This window comes from Brevundimonas sp. (assembly GCF_965278935.1).
Classification (GTDB): Bacteria; Pseudomonadota; Alphaproteobacteria; order Caulobacterales; family Caulobacteraceae; genus Brevundimonas.
The window spans coordinates 1,076,818-1,094,259 of sequence record NZ_OZ257124.1 but is presented as its reverse complement, the minus strand read 5'-3'; the positions used below and the strand labels follow the sequence as shown (position 1 = coordinate 1,094,259).

Annotated in this window: 16 protein-coding genes and 1 riboswitch; of the genes, 9 read left to right on the top strand and 7 right to left on the bottom strand. The window is 68.9% G+C overall.

Translation table 11 applies throughout. The annotated features are described in order from the left end of the window. The first annotated feature begins 1 nt into the window (after position 1). Together ACQY68_RS05455 and ACQY68_RS05450 are read left to right on the top strand one after the other, a co-directional pair. Complete coding sequence (locus tag ACQY68_RS05455) at positions 2-823, top strand: GDSL-type esterase/lipase family protein (RefSeq protein WP_428152040.1); 822 nt, start codon at positions 2-4, stop codon at positions 821-823. Positions 824-941: 118 nt separating this feature from the next. Next, a complete protein-coding gene (locus ACQY68_RS05450; RefSeq protein ID WP_428152039.1) occupies positions 942-2,789 on the top strand; it encodes a vWA domain-containing protein in 1,848 nt (615 codons plus the stop codon). Positions 2,790-2,820: 31 nt separating this feature from the next. On the opposite strand, the gene ACQY68_RS05445 is transcribed toward ACQY68_RS05450, so the two are convergent. From ACQY68_RS05445 to ACQY68_RS05435, 3 genes are all read right to left on the bottom strand, one after another. Then, positions 2,821-3,564, bottom strand: a complete 744-nt coding sequence (locus ACQY68_RS05445; RefSeq protein ID WP_428152038.1) for an acyl-CoA thioesterase — start codon at positions 3,562-3,564, stop codon at positions 2,821-2,823. Positions 3,565-3,625: 61 nt separating this feature from the next. Beyond that, positions 3,626-4,654, bottom strand: a complete 1,029-nt coding sequence (locus ACQY68_RS05440) for a methionine synthase (protein WP_428152037.1) — start codon at positions 4,652-4,654, stop codon at positions 3,626-3,628. Between the two features lie 27 nt (positions 4,655-4,681). After that, on the bottom strand, positions 4,682-5,668 hold the full coding sequence (locus ACQY68_RS05435) for a DUF1852 domain-containing protein (RefSeq protein ID WP_428152036.1): 987 nt from the start codon (positions 5,666-5,668) through the stop codon (positions 4,682-4,684). 105 nt (positions 5,669-5,773) lie between these two features. Beyond that, positions 5,774-5,979, bottom strand: a riboswitch (cobalamin riboswitch). 349 nt (positions 5,980-6,328) lie between these two features. Here ACQY68_RS05435 and ACQY68_RS05430 point away from each other — a divergent pair. From ACQY68_RS05430 to ACQY68_RS05405, 6 genes are all read left to right on the top strand, one after another. Beyond that, a complete protein-coding gene (locus ACQY68_RS05430) occupies positions 6,329-6,898 on the top strand; it encodes a response regulator (protein WP_428152035.1) in 570 nt (189 codons plus the stop codon). After that, a complete protein-coding gene (locus tag ACQY68_RS05425; RefSeq protein ID WP_428152034.1) occupies positions 6,895-7,359 on the top strand; it encodes a hypothetical protein in 465 nt (154 codons plus the stop codon). Before ACQY68_RS05430 ends, ACQY68_RS05425 begins: the two co-directional genes overlap by 4 nt. A 330-nt stretch (positions 7,360-7,689) precedes the next feature. Beyond that, positions 7,690-8,211 carry a sigma-70 family RNA polymerase sigma factor gene (locus ACQY68_RS05420; protein WP_428152033.1) on the top strand — a complete coding sequence of 174 codons (522 nt, stop codon included), beginning with the start codon at positions 7,690-7,692 and terminating at the stop codon, positions 8,209-8,211. A 37-nt stretch (positions 8,212-8,248) separates the two neighbouring features. After that, positions 8,249-9,175, top strand: coding sequence for a FecR family protein (locus ACQY68_RS05415; RefSeq protein WP_428152032.1), 927 nt, complete (start codon positions 8,249-8,251; stop codon positions 9,173-9,175). Continuing rightward, on the top strand, positions 9,172-11,493 hold the full coding sequence (locus ACQY68_RS05410) for a TonB-dependent receptor domain-containing protein (protein WP_428152031.1): 2,322 nt from the start codon (positions 9,172-9,174) through the stop codon (positions 11,491-11,493). The genes ACQY68_RS05415 and ACQY68_RS05410 overlap by 4 nt, the downstream gene beginning before the upstream one ends. 110 nt (positions 11,494-11,603) lie before the next feature. Then, positions 11,604-12,134, top strand: a complete 531-nt coding sequence (locus ACQY68_RS05405; protein WP_428152030.1) for a porin family protein — start codon at positions 11,604-11,606, stop codon at positions 12,132-12,134. A 16-nt stretch (positions 12,135-12,150) separates the two neighbouring features. Here ACQY68_RS05405 and ACQY68_RS05400 read toward each other — a convergent pair whose 3' ends face one another. The 4 genes from ACQY68_RS05400 to ACQY68_RS05385 all read right to left on the bottom strand — a co-directional run bounded on the left by ACQY68_RS05400 (position 12,151) and on the right by ACQY68_RS05385 (position 16,548). After that, entirely contained in the window at positions 12,151-13,038 is an 888-nt protein-coding gene (locus tag ACQY68_RS05400) for a DUF4861 family protein (protein WP_428152029.1), read from the bottom strand. A 173-nt stretch (positions 13,039-13,211) separates the two neighbouring features. Then, positions 13,212-14,435, bottom strand: a complete 1,224-nt coding sequence (hutI, locus tag ACQY68_RS05395) for an imidazolonepropionase (RefSeq protein ID WP_428152028.1) — start codon at positions 14,433-14,435, stop codon at positions 13,212-13,214. Beyond that, positions 14,432-15,157 (bottom strand): histidine utilization repressor, encoded by a 726-nt coding sequence (hutC, locus tag ACQY68_RS05390; protein WP_428152027.1) that lies wholly within the window; start codon positions 15,155-15,157, stop codon positions 14,432-14,434. Before hutC ends, hutI begins: the two co-directional genes overlap by 4 nt. Beyond that, positions 15,154-16,548 carry a formimidoylglutamate deiminase gene (locus ACQY68_RS05385; protein WP_428152026.1) on the bottom strand — a complete coding sequence of 465 codons (1,395 nt, stop codon included), beginning with the start codon at positions 16,546-16,548 and terminating at the stop codon, positions 15,154-15,156. Before ACQY68_RS05385 ends, hutC begins: the two co-directional genes overlap by 4 nt. 74 nt (positions 16,549-16,622) lie before the next feature. Here ACQY68_RS05385 and hutG point away from each other — a divergent pair, with 74 nt between their 5' ends. Then, positions 16,623-17,441, top strand: a complete 819-nt coding sequence (gene hutG / locus ACQY68_RS05380; protein WP_428152025.1) for an N-formylglutamate deformylase — start codon at positions 16,623-16,625, stop codon at positions 17,439-17,441. Position 17,442: the final 1 nt, after the last annotated feature.

Genomic DNA, 17,442 nt, shown 5'->3' with positions numbered 1-17,442 from the left:
GGTGACGGACCCGGCGTCACCGTTCACGCCGGCCGTGGGCATGGTCGACCGGCTGGACTCGCGCGGGTTCGGGCCGAGCGCGGACGACCTGGCCTTCGCGGAGGCCTATCTGGCGCCCGGCGATCTCGATCCGGAATGGATGGCGCGGCTGACCGATCCGGAGCGGCGCGCGGCGCGCGAAGCGATGTCGGCGGAACGAAAAGCCCGCGACTGGCCTGCGCTGGGCCAGTACCGCGAGGCCAACGAAGCCCTCGCCGGCCAGCCGGTCGACGTCGTCTTCATCGGCGATTCGATCACCGAGTTCTGGCGCGTCGCGGACCCCGCGCTGTTCTCCGGCCGGATCGTCAATCGCGGCATCAGCGGCCAGACCAGCCCGCAGATCCTGCTGCGCTTCATGGCGGATGTCGTCGCCCTGAAACCGAAGGCCGTGCACATCCTGTGCGGCGGCAACGACATGGCGGGCAACACCGGCCCGTCGACGGTCGAGGACTACAGGAACACCATCCTGGCCATGCTGACCCTGGCCGAGGCGCATGGGATCAAGGTGATCCTCGGCGCCCTAACGCCGTTCAACGTCGTGTCGTGGAACCCGGCGGTCGGCGATCTGCGCGAACGGACGGCCGAGTTGAACGCCTGGCAGGCAGCGCTGGTCGTGGAGCGCGGGCTGGTCCGGGCGGACTATTTCAGCGCGCTGGCGGATGCGGACGGACGCCTGAGGCCGGAGTTCCATCGCGACGGGGTCCACCCGACACGGGCCGGCTACGACGTCATGCGTCCGGTGGCGGAACGGGCGATTCAGGAGGCGCTGGCCTGGTTCGCCTGAACGGCGTGAGCATTCAAAGACACACTTCAACCGCGCCTTAATCCGCTCCGATACACGCCACAGTTTCGACGAACGCCAGTCCGTCTCATGGGGCAACGACATAACCCCGGAGGAAGCGATGCTGGCGACCATGCTGAAACAGGGGGTGGCGGCCGTCGTCGGCCTCAGCCTCGCGTCGCCGATCGGCGCGGCGCCCGTCCAGACCCGACCGGCCTATGAGCCCGGAGACGGGGCGGTCAGCGCCGCCGCCTGCGCGAGCCTCGGCATCCGCTTGCGAGCCCCGGCGGGCGACGTCGTCGTCGGCGCATCGCGGATCGTGACTCCGGCCTATTCCGGGCCCCCTCCGATCACACTGCCCATCGAACCGACCCGGAAGGAGGATCGCGTCGAGTACGGCGCGCCGCCGCCTCCGCCTCCACCACCACCCCCTCCGCCGCCGCCGCCCCCCGCCCCGCCCGCGCCGATGCGGCCTCCGGTCATCGGGACGAACGTCGCGGGTCAGACGACCGTGAACGGCATCGTCTCGAGCCTGCCCCGACCGGCCGACACCGAACGCTATCCCGACGCGACGCCGAACCCGGTCCGGCGCGTGGCGGAGGAGCCGGTCTCGACCTTCTCGATCGACGTCGACACGGCCGCGTACTCCAACGTCCGGCGCTTCATTTCGGAGGGCCAGACCCCGCCCCGGGACGCGGTGCGGGTCGAGGAGATGATCAATTATTTCGACTACGGCTATGACCGGCCCGACAGCGCGGCCGAGCCCTTCGCCGTCACCACCGCCGTCGCCGCCTCGCCCTGGTCCGAAGGCCGCCAGATCGTCCACATCGGGCTGCAGGGCTACGAACTGCCGGCGGGGGAGCGGAAGCCGCTGAACCTGACCTTCATGGTGGACGTCTCGGGCTCGATGTTCTCGCCCGACAAGCTGCCGCTGGCCCAGCAGACGATGAACCTGATCATCGACAAACTGAGGCCCGAGGACCGGGTGGCGGTGACCTACTACGCCGGGGCGGTCGGGACGGCCGTCGGTCCGACCTCGGGCTCGGAGAAGCTGAAGCTGCGCTGCGCCGTGGCCTCGCTCAATTCGGGCGGCGGCACCGCGGGGGCGGCAGGGATGGTCAACGCCTATGAACAGGCCGAGGCCGCCTTCGGGCGCGACAAGGTCAACCGCATCCTGATGTTCACCGACGGCGATTTCAACGTCGGTGTCACCGACGACAAACGGCTTGAGGACTATGTCGCCGACAAGCGCGAGACGGGCATCTATCTGTCGGTCTACGGCTTCGGGCGCGGCAACTATCAGGACGCCCGGATGCAGACGATCGCCCAGGCCGGCAACGGCGTGGCCGCCTACGTCGACGACCTGAACGAGGCCCGCCGCCTGTTCGGCCCGGCTTTCGATCGGGGGGCCTTCCCCATCGCCGACGACGTCAAGATCCAGGTCGAGTTCAACCCGGCGCGCGTCAGCGAATACCGGCTGATCGGCTATGAGACCCGGCTTTTGAACGAGGAGGATTTCTCCAACGACGCCATCGATGCGGGCGAGGTCGGGTCCGGCGCCTCCGTCACCGCCCTCTACGAGATCACCCCCGTCGGCGGGCCGGGCCAGATCCCCGAGCGTCGCTATGACGCCAACCGGCCGGGAGCCCCGGGCGGCGACCCGAACGGCGAGATCGGCTTCGTCCAGGTCCGCTACAAACTGCCGGGAGAACCGACCTCGCGCCTGATCCAGCACGCGGTGTCGGATGTCAGCGCGGCCCGGCCGCCCGAAGCCACCCGCTGGGCCATGGCCGTCGCCGCCTTCGGCCAGCGCCTGCGCAGCGACCCGTGGATGAACGCAGAGTTCGACAACGCCGCCATCCTGACCCTGGCCCAGGGCGCCCGGGGCGAAGACCCCTACGGCGACCGCGCGGCCTTCGTGCAGATGGTGCGGGCGGCCGGGACCCTGCCGGCGCGACGAGAGCCCTAGACGAAAGACCACCGGCGCGCCCGGCGGTCGGTCAATGGCCGTCGAGCGCCCTCGGTCTTCCGGCGTCATCCACCGCGACCATGACGAACTCCGCCGTCGCCGATCGTCGTCGTTCGCCGGTCAGCAGTCGTTCGGCCCAAAGCTCGACCTCGACCGACAGCGAGCTCCGCCCGACATTCTTCACCCGCGAGACGAGTTCGACCATGTCGCCTCCGTCGATCGGCGCGCGGAAATCGATGCGGTCGGTGGCCGCCATGACCATCACCTTGCGGGCCTGCCGGGTGGCGGTCACGAAGGCCGCCTTGCCCAACAGTTTCAGCGCGTCCCCGCCGAAAAGCGTGCCGTAGTGGTTGGTCGTGCCGGGGAAGACCATCTCGGTCGTCCGCAGCCAGCCGTCGTCGGCGGGGTCATCCTCGCCCGGCGCAGCGAGACGCGCGTCGTCGCCGTCGTCCCTCAACGCCACTATGTTGAACAGGCCGCGCGTACACAGCCTGCGTTCTCCGGTCAGCAGCGCCTCGGCGTGGAGCTCGACCTCAACGTCGATCGACGACCGCCCCGCCCGGACGACGCGGCCGACGGCCTCGACCATTTCCCCGATCCGGGCCGGTGCGACGAAGTCGATCCGCTCGCACCCGGCCGTGACCACCGACCGTCGCGCATGACGGCTGGCAGCCAGGAAGGCGACCTTGTCCAGATGGGCCAGGCCGACGCCGCCGAACAGGGTCCCGTGGTGGTTGGCGTCGCCGGGGAACACCATGTCGATCAGTCGGACCATCAGGCGCGGGCCGCCAGCGCCTGATCGACGGGCGCGAGGGTGTGGCAAGCAGTCATCGAGGTCAGGCCCGGAGTTCTTGCCGGACGATCTCCGCGCCCGCGGCCAGAGCCTCCAGCTTGCCTCTCGCCACGCGGCGCGACAGGGGCGCCATGCCGCAGTTGGTGGAGGGATAGAGCTTGTCGGCGTCCACGAACCGAAGCGCCTTGCGCAGGGTCTCGGCGACTTCGGCCGGCGTCTCGATGGTGGCGGTCGCCACGTCGATGGCCCCGACCATCACCTTCTTGCCCCGGATGAGTTCGATCAGATCCATCGGGACACGAGAGTTCTGGCACTCCAGCGAAATGATATCGATGCTGGACTGCTGCAGCCTGGGGAAGGCCTGCTCGTACTGCCGCCACTCCGACCCGAGGGTCTTCTTCCAGTCCGTATTGGCCTTGATGCCGTAGCCGTAGCAGATGTGAACGGCTGTCTCGCATCTGAGCCCCTCGGCCGCCTTCTCGAGGGCCGCGACGCCCCAGTCGTTCACCTCGTCGAAGAAGACGTTGAAGGCTGGCTCGTCGAACTGGATGATGTCGACGCCCGCGGCTTCCAGCTCCCTGGCTTCCTGATTGAGGATCCCGGCGAACTCCCACGCCAGCTTTTCGCGGCTCCCGTAGTGGTCGTCATACAGGGTGTCGATCATCGTCATCGGACCCGGCAGGGCCCATTTGATCGGCCGGGTGGTCTGCCCGCGGAGGAATTTCGCATCCTCTACGAAGACCGGCTTCGGACGGCTGACGGCGCCGACGACCGTCGGCACGCTCGCGTCGTAACGGTCGCGGATCCTGACGGTCTTGCGCATGTCGAAGTCGACGCCGTCGAGATGTTCGATGAAGGTCGTGACGAAATGCCGACGCGTCTGTTCGCCGTCGCTGACGATGTCGATGCCGGCCTGCCGCTGATCGTCCAGGGCCAGACGCAGGGCGTCCTGCTTGCCCTCCGTCAGCTCGGCGCCGTCCAGCTTCCAAGGCGACCAGAGCGTCTCGGGCTGGGCGAGCCAAACGGGTTTGGGCAGGCTGCCGGCGGTCGAGGTGGGCAACAGGGTTTTCATGCTGGATGACTCTGCAAGGTTGGCTGATCAGGCGGCGAAGTCGGCGGACCAGCGGTCGAGGACGGCCCGGTACGGCCTGATGAAGCGTTCCTCGACGAACCGGCCCTGCTCGACGGCCAGCCGGCTACGCTCTTCCCGGTCATAGACGATCCGGGTCAGCGAATAGTCCTGACATCCCAGGCTCGGCTGGTACAGTTCCGTCGCCGGGGAGTTGGCGTTGTAGATCTCGGGACGGTAGATTTTCTGGAACGTTTCCATCGTGCTGATGGTGCTGGCCAGCTCGAGATCCGTGTAGCCGCCGGTCAGGTCGCCGATGTGGTAGAAGGCGAGCGGTGCGACGCTGTTTCGGGGCATGAAGTAGCGAACCTTCATGCCCATTTTCGCGAAGTACCGATCGGTCGGAGAGACCTCGTCGTTCCCGTACTCGAGCCCCAGAACAGGGTGCTCGGTTCCGGTTCGATGGTAGGTCCTGTTGCTCGAGACACTGAGGCAGATGACGGGCGGCTTGCCGAAATTATCCCTGTAGGCGGCCGAGTTCAGGAAGTGCCTGAACAGTTTTCCGTGAAGGTCGCCGAAGCCTTCCGGAGCGCCGGTGTCCGGGTGGTTTTTCAGGTGCTCCGGCAGGACCACGCTGAAATCATAGTCGCGGACGTAGGAGGAGAAGTTGTTTCCCACGATCCCGTCGATCCGCTCGCCGGTCTGTCTGTCCAGAATGGTCGTCTGAAGGATTTCGATCAGCGGGAAGGCGTCGCTGTCTCCCTCTGGCGAGACACGCATCTCGACGGAGACGATCCTGAGCTCCACCGCGTAACGATCCCCCCTGGGGTTTTCCCCGGACATCAGGGAGTTGAAGCGGTTGTCGATCATCCTCAGCGTGTTGCGCAGGTTCTCCCGACGGCTCTCCCCCCGAGCCAGGTTTGCGAAATTGGTTGTGATCCGCGTGCTCTCGGCGGGACGGTAGTCTTCGTCGAGGGCAGTGCGCCTGATGTCGAATGTGAGTTCGCTCTTGAGCATGGTCTCTGCCGTTGCTGTGGCGAGACAGCGGACAGGGACGCGCGACCGCCCGCACGGAGTCCTCCCGTCGCGGCGTTCATGCGACCTGACCGGACACCCCGCCGGAGGACGTTATCTGTCGGGGCAGGTCTCCTGGCTCACGGGTCACGGCTTCCGGTCCGGCCTTCCCGACGCCGGGGCGTCAGTGACACTGAAATGGACCTTCAGCTCGCCGCTTACAGTTGCGGGGGCAGCGCCGGCGTCACACCGGCTTCCCTCTTAGCCACACGCCGTCCGAAGACGACGTGCGGACCACGACGGCCTCAGAAAAGCCGAGCCGCGAGTCGATGTCAACCATCATATAAAGATATCCTTATATGTTTATGGCGGGAGAAGAGGCGCACAGGTCGCAACGGCAATTGGGCACGAGCACAACTCAGCCGGGCGCTGTGCATATATCTGACAACGCCGTATTCCTGCCCAATCCCTGTTAACCGGCCCTTATCCGCCTCATACCTAAGGTTGTATTCGTCCGTCCGGTGAGGCGGTCGAGAAAGGGGCGGGCGCTGCGATGGCCGTCGACAAAACCATGAACGGGGGCGTTCGGAACGTGGATGAGACGCTGAAGCGCGAGCCGGGCGCGACTTGCGCCGCCCTGTTCGGGGGCCGTCAGGTCCGCCCATGAACCTGCCGAACACGCCTCTGGGCCTGAAGGACATCGAGCCGTTGATCGTGGACGACGATCTCCAGTCTCTCGACCTGGTCAGTACGATCCTGAAGGGGTTCGGGATCACCAAAATGGTCAAATGCGCCTCGGCCGCAGAGGCGCGCGACGTGCTGCGAAGCCGGGCCTTCGACCTGGCCATTATCGATTGCGAAATGCCGGACGAGGACGGCTACGGCCTGGTCAGGCACATTCGCTCCGACGCTCAGGGGCCGAACTTCACCATGCCCGTCCTGATGATGAGCGCGGTCACGCCGCGGTCGAAGGTCGAGGCGGCACGCGACGACGGCGCAAACTTCACCATCACCAAACCGGTGTCGCCGACGATCCTGCTGGAGCGAATTTTGTGGATCGCACAGAGCGGCCGGAGGTTCATCTCCGATACCGGTTACCGCGGACCCGATCGCCGCTTCCGGACCGTGCCGGTGACCGAGGAAACGTTCGAGCGGCGCAACGGCGACCTGATCATGACCGCCCAGCCCGAACGCCCCCTGTCGCAGGACGAGATCGACGGGCTGTCCACATGAGGCCGGAGGCGATCACCTTCGTGCCGCGCAATCGGCTGGCTCCGATCCTGTCGACCCCGGATGGCAAAAGCTTCATCGAACTCGTCGCCGAGGCGGACAGGGCGGTCGCACGGATCGCGCCGGCCCTGACCGAAAGTCTCGACAGCGACGTGCGGGCGCTGGCCCGACTGTGTCATCAGGACAAGGCCGATATCCTGGGTCAGGGGCGCGACATGGGCCGGCTGGCCCTGCGGATCGTCGAGCGCGCGCGGCTGGCGGGGCGTCCGGACCTCGCCGATGCGGCGGCAGGGGTGTGGGAGATGGTCGACGCCCTGACCGACCGTGGCGTCTGGCATGCCGACGCCCTGAGGGTTCACGCCGATGCGCTGGGCGTCCTTTCGGCTCACGGGTCAGAGGGGTCGGCGATCCCGCAGGAGTTGCTCAGGCTGCGCGACGCGATCGGAGCCGGGCCGAGATCCTGAGGCCTCCACGGAACGCCGGGAGGCTCATGCCCTCTCGCCGCTGTTCGACCCGACGCAGGATACCCCTTCGCACCGTGATTCCGATGCGGGCCAACCCTGTGACGCGACCGCGATGACGATGGCCGCGAGAACCAGATGGGCGGTCTGGATGAGCCCCCGTCCGGCAGAGGAAGGCGTTTGGTTGGTGGTCATCGCATCGTCTCGCGCCGCTGAACGGGCTCCGCATGCCCTGTCCAGACGAAGACGCCGACGGTGCGCGGAACCCTTACGCCCGGACGACTTTCGGCCTCAGTTGCAAGTCGGATCGGCGAGGCGCTAAGGGGCGCGCGAATGAAAACGTCGTCCGAACATCCGGCCGCCGGCCTTGAAGCGATCTTCGCCGGGATGCGTCCGGCGCTGGTCCGGCGCGCCGCCGCCATGGGCGCGGCCGGGGACGCCGAGGATGTAGTTCAGGACGTCTGGCTGAAGCTGCGTGGGGTCGATGCGCCGGTGGCCAGTCCGCACGCCTATCTGCTGCGCATGGTCTACACCGCCGTGCTGGACCGGCGGCGGGGAGCCCGGCGAGCCGCCGCCCGCGACGCGATCTGGCAGAGCCCGGCCAACCTGGTCGAGGACGCGGTCGAATCCGCCGATGCCGAGCGTCGCCTGATCGCCGTGCAGACCTTGCAGGCGGTAGAGGCGCGGTTGATCGCACTCGGCGAACCTGCGGCGGCGATCTTCCGGAGGCACCGGATCGACGGGGTGACGCAACGCAAGTTGGCCGAGGAGTTCGGCATGGGACTGAGCACCATCGAGAAGCATCTGCGACGGGCCTATGCGGTGCTGCTCGATCTTCAGGAGGCGCAACCGTGAGGCAAATCGCGTCGGGCGGCGTCCCGGAGTCATGGGGATGAGCGCGTTCAGGACAGAGATGGATCGGGAGGCGCTCGGCTGGCTGGTCCGCGTCAACGATCCGGGCTTCGAGGCGTGGGACGACTGGGACGTCTGGATGGCCGCCGATTCCGCCCATGCCGAGACCTACTGGCGGCTGGCCGAGGCCGAGGGCGACGTGGTCGAGGCGTTGAAGGCCGCGCCGGCGCCGGGCGTGCGACGGATCATGCCGCGTCGCGTCTTCGCCCTGCCCCGACGTTCCGCCATTGCGGCGGCCGTGGCCGTGCTCGCGGTTGGCGGCGCCTGGTTCGGCTGGAGCCAGCGGGCCCAGCCCTGGATCATCGAAACGGCGCCGGGCGAGACGCGCACCGTGACGCTGGATGACGGCTCGCAGGTCTCGCTGGCCGGCGGCACGCGCCTCCTGCTGGACCGGAAGCATCCGCGCGACGTCGATCTTGAAGCAGGCCGCGCCCTGTTCGAGGTCCAGCACGACGGGACCCGCCCATTCGTGGTGCAGGTGGCCGACGCTACCCTGACCGATCTCGGCACGACCTTCGACGTCACCCGCCTGCATGACGGCGCGCGCGTTTCGGTCTCCGAAGGCATCGTCCGCATCGACATGCAGGACAGGACCGAGACTCTGAACGCCGGCGACGGCGCGCTGGCGACATCCGCGGGGATCGAGCGCCGCGAGGTTTCGACCGAGGACGTCGCGGCCTGGCGCGAAGGGCGACTGTCGTACACGGGCGAGACGCTGGCCGTCGTGGCCCAGGACCTGTCGCGGGCGCTCAACCGGCCGATCGCCGTCAGCCCGTCCGTCGCGAACCGACGCTTCAGCGGCAGCCTGACGACCACGACGGAGGCGGCGAACCAGAGGGCGCGGCTGGCGCGGCTGCTGGGCGTGTCGGTTGTCGAGGACGGCGAAGGCTGGCGGCTGGAGCCGTGACGGCGGCGGCCCTTCTGGCGGCCGGACTGATCGTCCTGCAATCCGGGGCGCCGCAAACCTTCGACGTCCGCGCCGGACCCGCCGCCCAGTCCGTCAACCGGCTGGCGGCCCAGGCCGGGATCGACATCGTCATCGCTGCGAACCTGAATGGTCGCCGGACGCCGGACCTGCGCGGACGCATGTCGCCGGAAGCTGCGCTGGAGCGGATGCTGCGGCCGCTCGGCGCTCGGGCGATAAGGATCGGCGAAGGCATGTACCGGGTCGAGGCGGCGCCTGCTCCGCCGCGACGGCCAACGGTTCGCCCGTCGTCGCCGGCCGAGGTCGCGCCGACCCTGCTCAGCGAGGTGGTCGTCACCGCGATGCCGCCGGTCGGACTCGGCGGGGTTTCGGGCCGCGATACGGTCGACAGCGGCGGCCTTCAGCGGTTCGAGGGCGCAGCGGCCAGCGAAGCGGTTTCGGATCTGTCGGCGACGGTGGAGTCGACGCGTCAGGGCACCGGACGGAACAAGCTGTTCATCCGCGGCCTCGCGGACTCGGCCATGAACGGGCCGTTACAGGCGACCGTGGGTCAGTATCTGGGCGACCTGCGTCTGAACTACGGGTCGCCGGACCCCGATCTGGCCCTGATCGACGTGCGCCGGATCGAGGTGTTCGAAGGGCCGCAGGGGACGCGGTTCGGGGCCGGATCGATCGGCGGCGTCCTGAGGCTCCAGCCTGAGGAACCGGCCTTCCGGGAGACGAGCGGGCGGTTCGTCGTCGGCGCGGGCGTCACCTCCGGCGGGGCGGAAAGCAGCGAGGCGTCGATGGTCGTGAACCGCTCGCTCGACGACCGGACGGCGGGACGGATCGTCGCCTATTCCCGGCGCGAGGGCGGATTCCTCGACAACCCGTCACAGGGGGTTCGCGAGGCCGACACGGTCGATACCGTCGGAGGTCGCGCCTCCGTGCGCTGGACCAATGGAGACTGGACGGTCGATCTGGTCGGGGTCGGTCAGCGGGTGTCGGCGGACGACGCCCAGACGACGGACGTCGGCGCGTCCCGGTTCGTGAAGCTGGGGCGCGTGCTCGAGCCCTACCAGAGCACCATCGTCCTGGCCGGGCTGACGGCGCAGCGGCGGCTGGGGTCGGCCGTCCTGACCTCGGCGACCAGCATTTCCCGCCAGCAGCTGAACGAGCGGTTCGACGCCAGCCAGGTCAGCGAGCCCTTCCCCGAATTCGTCGACCGGCGCCAGACCGCCACCACGACCTCGACAGAGTTGCGCATCGACACCGATCCGATCGCGGGCTGGACCTGGTCGGGCGGGGCGGCGCTGGCGATCGGGGAGACCCTGGTCGAGCGGCGCCGCCGCGACCTGTCACCGACCCCGGGTCCGACCTACGGCGCCGACCTCAGGCGGACCTTCACCGAGGCCACGGCCTTCGGAGAGGCGTCCATGTCTCCGGTCCAGGACTGGCGCATCGCGGTGGGCGCGCGCCTGTCGGCCGTCAAGATCGACAGCGATGTGAGCATCGTCGAACTCTCCGCCGCGCGCGCTGGGCCGCAGGTCAACGGCTTCAGCCTGCGCGTCACCCCGAGCTTCACCGCGCGATGGGACGTCGATCCCGCCGTCACCCTTTTCGCCCGCGCGGAGCAGGCCGTGCGCCCGGCGGGGGTGAACGAGGCCAACGGCGCCTTCCAGCGCTACAACGGCGACCGCGTCACCCTGGTCGAGGTCGGGGCGCGCTCACGGCAATGGCGAGACGATCTGACGGGCGAGATCTCCGTCGGCTGGGTCGACTGGCGCGACGTCCAGGCGGACGTGGTCACCCAGGGCGGCGACCTGGTCACCGACAATGTCGGCGACGGGGTGATCCGCTTCGTCTCGATCAAGGGATCGTGGACGCCGACCCCGATGCTCGACATCTCGGGCGGGGCCTTCCTCAACGACAGCGAACTGACCCGGACCCGGTTCAGCGTGATCGGCGGCGGTACGACCGACATCCCCAACGTCGCCCCGTTCGGCGCCCAGCTGAGCATCGACTACGAGGCCGGAACGCTCGGGAACCTGCCGCTGAGGCTCGGCGCGGACCTGCGCTACATCGGACAGTCGCGCATCGGCGTCGGCCCTTCGCTCGATGTGCCCCAGGGCGGCTACACCCGATCCGAACTGACCGCGCGGCTGGGCGACGAGCGGCGCGCGGCGATCCTGCGTATCTCAAATCCGCTGAATGAAGAGGGAGTCCGCTATGGCATCGGCTCGCCCTATCAGCTGTCCTCGCCACAGGCGGTTCCGGTGCGGCCGCTGACCGTCCGACTGGCGTTCGAGGCAGCCTTCTGACGAAACTTCGGGACGGACCGTAAGGCGTTTCGCGCCGGACGGCGTCCTTGGTTCATGGCGGCGATGCGGATGTGCATGTCGTCCTGAACAGAACCCGGAGCCCCTCCCCCATGATGAAGACCACCCTCACGGCCCTCGTGGCCGCTTGCGCCCTGCTGCCCGCCGCCGCCCGGGCCCAGGACCAGTTCCGCGCCTACGCCACCCTCGGCTACACGGCCGTCGACACCGAACAGGCCGAGCTGGGCGCCGTCACCGGCCGCTTCGGCTACAAGGTCCTGCCCTGGGTCGGCGCCGAGCTGGAAGCCGGCATCGGCGTCGAGGACGAAAGCTTCGACATTTCGATCGACGGCTCCGGCACGATCGAACTGAAGCACGACGTCGCCGCCTATGCGGTCGCCTTCCTGCCGCTGGGCGATCACTTCGAGGCCTTCGCCCGCGTCGGCTACGGCACGACCAACATCGAGTCCTCGGTCGCCGCCGTGACCGTGCGCGGCGACGGCGAGAGCTTCAACTACGGCGTCGGCGCCAGCGCCTTCCTCGACGGCTGGAACGGCGTGCGCGCCGACTGGACGCGTCGTGAGTTCACCGACAACGGCGGCGAGGCCGATACCTGGTCGGTCAGCTACATCCGTCGCTTCTAGGGCTGAGCGTGGCGGGTCAGAACTCTGGCGTCTGGCCCGCCACGAAGGTCTCCCACGCCTCGCGCGTGGCAAAGTCCGGACCCCGATCCCAGGCCGAGCCCATATAGTAGGTGAAGGGCACGCCGGGCGTGACGCGCAGCAGGATCAGGTAGTTCTCCGCATCCTGGGTGAAGCCCTCGACCATCGCCGGATCGACCAGGATGGCGATGCCGAGGCTGCCGTGAGCGGCGTCGGTCGGCTCCCAGAACATCATCCGCCCGTGTTCCTGATCGCGGGTGATGAAGCCGGTCCCCGCGTCGTTGGTCCGCCTGTTGATGCCGATGCCGACGATCAGGGGCTCGGTCGAGTCCGACTGCAGCGTCGAGGTCATGCGAGTGAAGTTCGAGCCCATCGGCAGGGAGAACTCGCGCGTCTCCCAGACCCGGCGGTTCACGTCGACGGGCCAGGGATTATAGTCGACGCTGAAGCGGGCCTCGTCGCCGCCGGTCTTCTCGATGCGATACGCAGCGAAGTTCCGGCTGGTCCACAGCTTGTTGTCGAACCAGATGCCGAGGCCGCCGGCCCCGCGACCACGCCCGACGTCGTAGTAGTCCAGCCCCTCGCCGCGATCGACGTGATAGCTCGGGAAGCGCAGCTGGCGGTCCATGAAGGGATAGCGGACGCGCCTGGCCCAGACGTCGATGCCCGATCCGGACGGCGGTTCGCGCGCCTGCAGCGCCGGGCCATAGATGCGATGGGCGACGCGATCGTTCTCCCACAGCAGGTCGTCGAAGCGATCCGGGGCGAAGCGGGCCACGGCGCGCGGGACCTGTTCCTCGGCGGTCGGCGGGGTCAGCGCGGCCGGATCCTGCGCCTGGGCGACGGTGGACGCCACGGGCGCGAACAGGAGAACGGCAAGGAGCATCGGAACGGCTCGAACCGGGCGGGGCATCGGCATCCTCCATGACGTCTGCGCGTCTCGCCGCCACCCTATCGCGCGTGGCGCAGATGCAAGAGCGGAATGTGGGACAGGGGAGCAAATCGCGGACGGCGGGGTTTGCGGCGAGCAAGGGCGCCCTTCGCGGTTACTGGCGACGATCAGTCGGATGCGCCCTCGATGTACCGAGCGTGGAGGATCGGTTTGCCGAGCCAGTAGCAGAGCTCGGCCAGGCGGGTGATCTCCCAGACCGCGAGGTCGGCGGCCTTGCCGGCTGCCAGGGTGCCGATCTCGTCGGCGAGCCCGAGCGCCTGCGCGGCATGGCGGGTCGCGCCGGCCAGCGCCTCCTCCGGCGTCAGGCGGAACTGGACGCAGGCCAGGGTCAGGGCGGCCGTCATCGAGGCGACCGGCGAGGTGCCCGGATTGCAGTCGGTCGCCACCGCCATCGCCACGCCATGCCGACGCAGGGCCTCGATCGGCGGCGGGGTCGTCTCGCGCAGCATCAGATAGGCCCCGGGCAGCAGGACGGCGACGACGCCGGCCTCACCCATGGCGCGGACCCCCGCCTCGCTGGAATGCTCGATATGGTCGGCGGACAGGGCGCCGTAGCGCGCGGCCAGCGCCGCGCCGCCGCCGTCAGACAGCTGGTCGGCGTGCAGCTTGACCGGCAGGCCCAGCGCCCTCGCCTTCTCGAACAGGCGCGCCACCTCGGCGTCGGAAAAGGCGATGGGCTCGCAGTAGGCGTCCACCGCATCGACCAGACCCTCGGCGTGGGCGGCCGGCAAAATCTCGTCAATGGCGAGATCGACATAGGCGGAACGTTCGGCGCGATGCTCGGGCGGCACGGCGTGCAGGCCCAGATACGATGTGCGGACGCGCACCCCGGCCTCTCGCCCAATCCGACGGGCGACGCGCAGCATCTTAAGCTCGGCATCGTGATCCAGGCCGTAGCCGGACTTGATCTCGACCGTGGTGACGCCGGTCGCCTTCAGACCCTCCAGCCGCGAAAATGCGGAGGCGTAGAGGTCGTCCTCCGACGCCGCCCGCGTGGCCGTCATCGACGAGACGATGCCGCCGCCGGCGCGGGCGATCTCCTCATAGGTGGCGCCGTTCAGACGCTGTTCGAACTCGCCCGAACGATCGCCGCCGAAGACCAGATGCGTGTGGCAGTCGATCAGGCCGGGCGTGACCCAGCGGCCCTCAAGCCGGTCGATCCGAGCGGCCTCATGAGCGGGCAGATCGGCACGCGCGCCGACCCAGACGATACGACCGTCGGCAATGAGGATCGCGGCGTCCTCGATCGCGCCATAGGCCGCGCCGGCCACTCCTGAGGGGGGCATCATCGTGGCGACATGGCAGTCGGTGATCAGACGGTCGGCCTTCATCCTCGATCTCCGCGCGTCTCGCGGCCGGGCGAGAACCGCGCGACCAGATCATAGCGGTCGCCGGGGAAGGTCTGCCACACCCGGGTCACCCCCTGCCCGTCCCGCCAGGTCCGTCGCTCGACGCAGAGGCAGGCCGCGCCGGCCTTCAGCCCCAGCAGACGCGCCTCGCGCGCGGTGGCCGATACGGCCGAGATGCGGTGTTCCGCCTCGGTCCAGGGTTCGGCGTTCAGCAGCCAGCTGCCCGGCGGGACCGTGCGGAAATCCACGCCCGCCGCCTCGGGCGAGGCCGAGAGGGCGATCAGCCGGCGTTCAAGCGCGAGGGCCGAGCCGTCTCCGAGATGCAGCCCGTCGAGTTCGAGCAACAGGCCCGATCCGGCGAGATCGCGTTCCTCGTCGGTCGGGGGCCGTTCGAGGCGGGACAGCATGCGGTATTCGTAGGCCAGCCCCCGTTGCATCGCCTCGGCGCGCAGGTCGGGGATGGCCAGCATGGCGGAGTGGACGCGGGGCTGGGCCACGAACGTCCCGGCCCGACGGCGGCGGGTCACGAGGCCCCGTGTGGCCAATTCGGAGATGGCCTTGTTCACCGTCATCCGCGAACAGCCGTAGCTTTCGGTCAGCTCGTGCTCGAACGGAATGCGCGCGCCAGGCGCCCAGTCGCCGGACAGGATCCGGCCCTCCAGATCGTCGTAGATGCGGCGGTGCAGGGTGGCGGGTTCGCTCATCCGAGAACCACCGTCAGGGCCTTGCGATAGCGGGTCTCGACGGCGTCGCGGGCGATGTGGCGGCCGTCGACGACGACCTGTTTCCCGCGCCGCCAGACCGAGCGGATGGCCCGCTCGCCGCCGAAGATCCAGCTGTCGAGAAAGGCGTCGCCCTGGCGTCCCGCGAAGCCGATGGCGTTCGCGTCGAGGCCGACGAGATCGGCGGACTGGCCGATGGCGATACCGCCCTCCGCGCCGGTCGCCTGTCGTCCGCCGGAAAGGGCGCGGTCGAACAGGGCGCGGCCGGTGGACCGTGACGCATCCGCCATCACGCCGCGCGCCCGGAGCGCCAGCCGCTGCGAATACTCGAGCATCCGCAGCTCGTCGGCGACGCCGATCTGGATATTGGAATCGGTGCCGATGCCGAACCGGCCATCGCCCTCGACGAAGTCCCTAGCCGGGAAGATGCCGTCGCCGAGGTTGGCCTCGGTCAGGGGGCAGAGGCCGACAACGGCGCCCGCCCTGGCGATCCCGCGCCACTCGGGCCCGGTGACATGGGTCGAGTGGATCAGGCACCACCGCTCGTCGATTGGCGCATTCGCCAGCAGCCATTCGACCGGTCGCGCGCCGGACCAGGCGAGGCAGTCGTCGACCTCCTTCGTCTGTTCGGCGACGTGGATATGGATCGGTCCGTCGGCGGCGAGGCCCGGCATGGCGGCCAGCTCCTCGGGCGTCACGGCGCGCAGACTGTGGGGAGCCACGCCGACGACGGCGTCCGGCAGGCGCGCGGTCAGGGCGCGGCCCCGCGCGACCAGATCGGCGAACCCATCGACGTCGGTAATGAAGCGGCGCTGGCCTTCGTTCGGCGCCGCGCCGCCGAAGGTCGAGTGGGCGTAGAAAACAGGGAGCAAAGTCAGGGCGATGCCCGTCGTCTCCGCCGCCGAAACGATCCGCGCCGTCAGCTCGGCCGGGTCGGCGTAGGCCCGCCCCGCCGGGTCGTTGTGCAGGTAGTGGAACTCGGCGCAGCGGGTGAAGCCGCCCTCCAGCATGTCGCAGAAGGCGAAGGCGGTGATGGCCTCGATCTCCTCTGGCCCGCCCCGATCGAGGAAGCGGTACATCAGCTGACGCCAGGTCCAGAAGTTGTCGCCCGCGTCGCCGCCCCCCTCCGACCTGACCGGCCCGCGCGCCTCGGTCAGGCCGGCCATGGCGCGCTGGAAGGCGTGGCTGTGAACATTGGCCATGCCCGGCAGTGCGATGCCGTGCGCCTCGTCAGAGGGTGCGCGGGGCGTATCGGCCTCGACGCCGGAGATCAGTCCATCCGCGACCGTGACCCGCACGTCGCGCGCCCAGCCGTCGGGCAACAGGGCCTGTTCGAACCACAGGCTGCGACCTTCGGACGACGTCTTCGACACTGGACAATCCCGGCGGGGTGAGAACACTATGTCTAGACATATCACGTGTCGCACGTTTGGCGAGGGAGACCGGAATGAGCGCAGACTGGCTGACCGTCGTCGAAGGCGATGCGCCACTGATCGTCGCCTTCCCCCACACCGGGACCGACATCCCCCCCGACATCGAGGCCCGGATGGTCTCGCCCTGGCTGGCCCGCAAGGACGCCGACTGGTGGGTGGACCGGCTCTATGACTTCGTCGGCGAGATGGGCGTCACCACCGTCCGCACGGCGATCAGCCGCAGCGTCATCGACGTCAACCGCGACCCGTCCGGCGCCTCTCTCTATCCCGGCATGGCGACGACAGGCCTCTGCCCCGTCGAGACCTTCGACGGCGAGCCGCTGTATCGACCCGGCGAGGCGCCGGATCAGGCCGAGATCGACCGTCGCCGCGCGACCTTCTTCGATCCGTACCATGCCGCCATCCGGGCCCAGATCGAGCGGCTGGGCGTCTATGGCCCGGTCGTCCTCTATGACGCCCATTCGATTCGGTCGGTCGTGCCGCGCCTGTTCGACGGCGCGCTGCCACTGTTCAACATCGGCGACAACAACGGCGTCACCTGCGCTCCGGAGCTTAGCCAGGCGGTCGAGGCCGCCTGCGCCGTCACCGGCTGGACCCACGTCCTGAACGGCCGCTTCAAGGGCGGCTGGACGACGCGTCACTACGGCCGCCCCGCCGAAGGTATTCACGCCATCCAGATGGAGCTGGCCGACCGCGGCTACATGCTCGATCCGGAAGGCGAGGTGTCCGAGGCGAACTGGCCCTCGCCCTACGATCCCGCACTCGCCGAACCCATGCGCCGCCACCTGCGCGCCATCCTGACCGCCTGCGCCGACTTCGCCCGGAAAGCCTGAC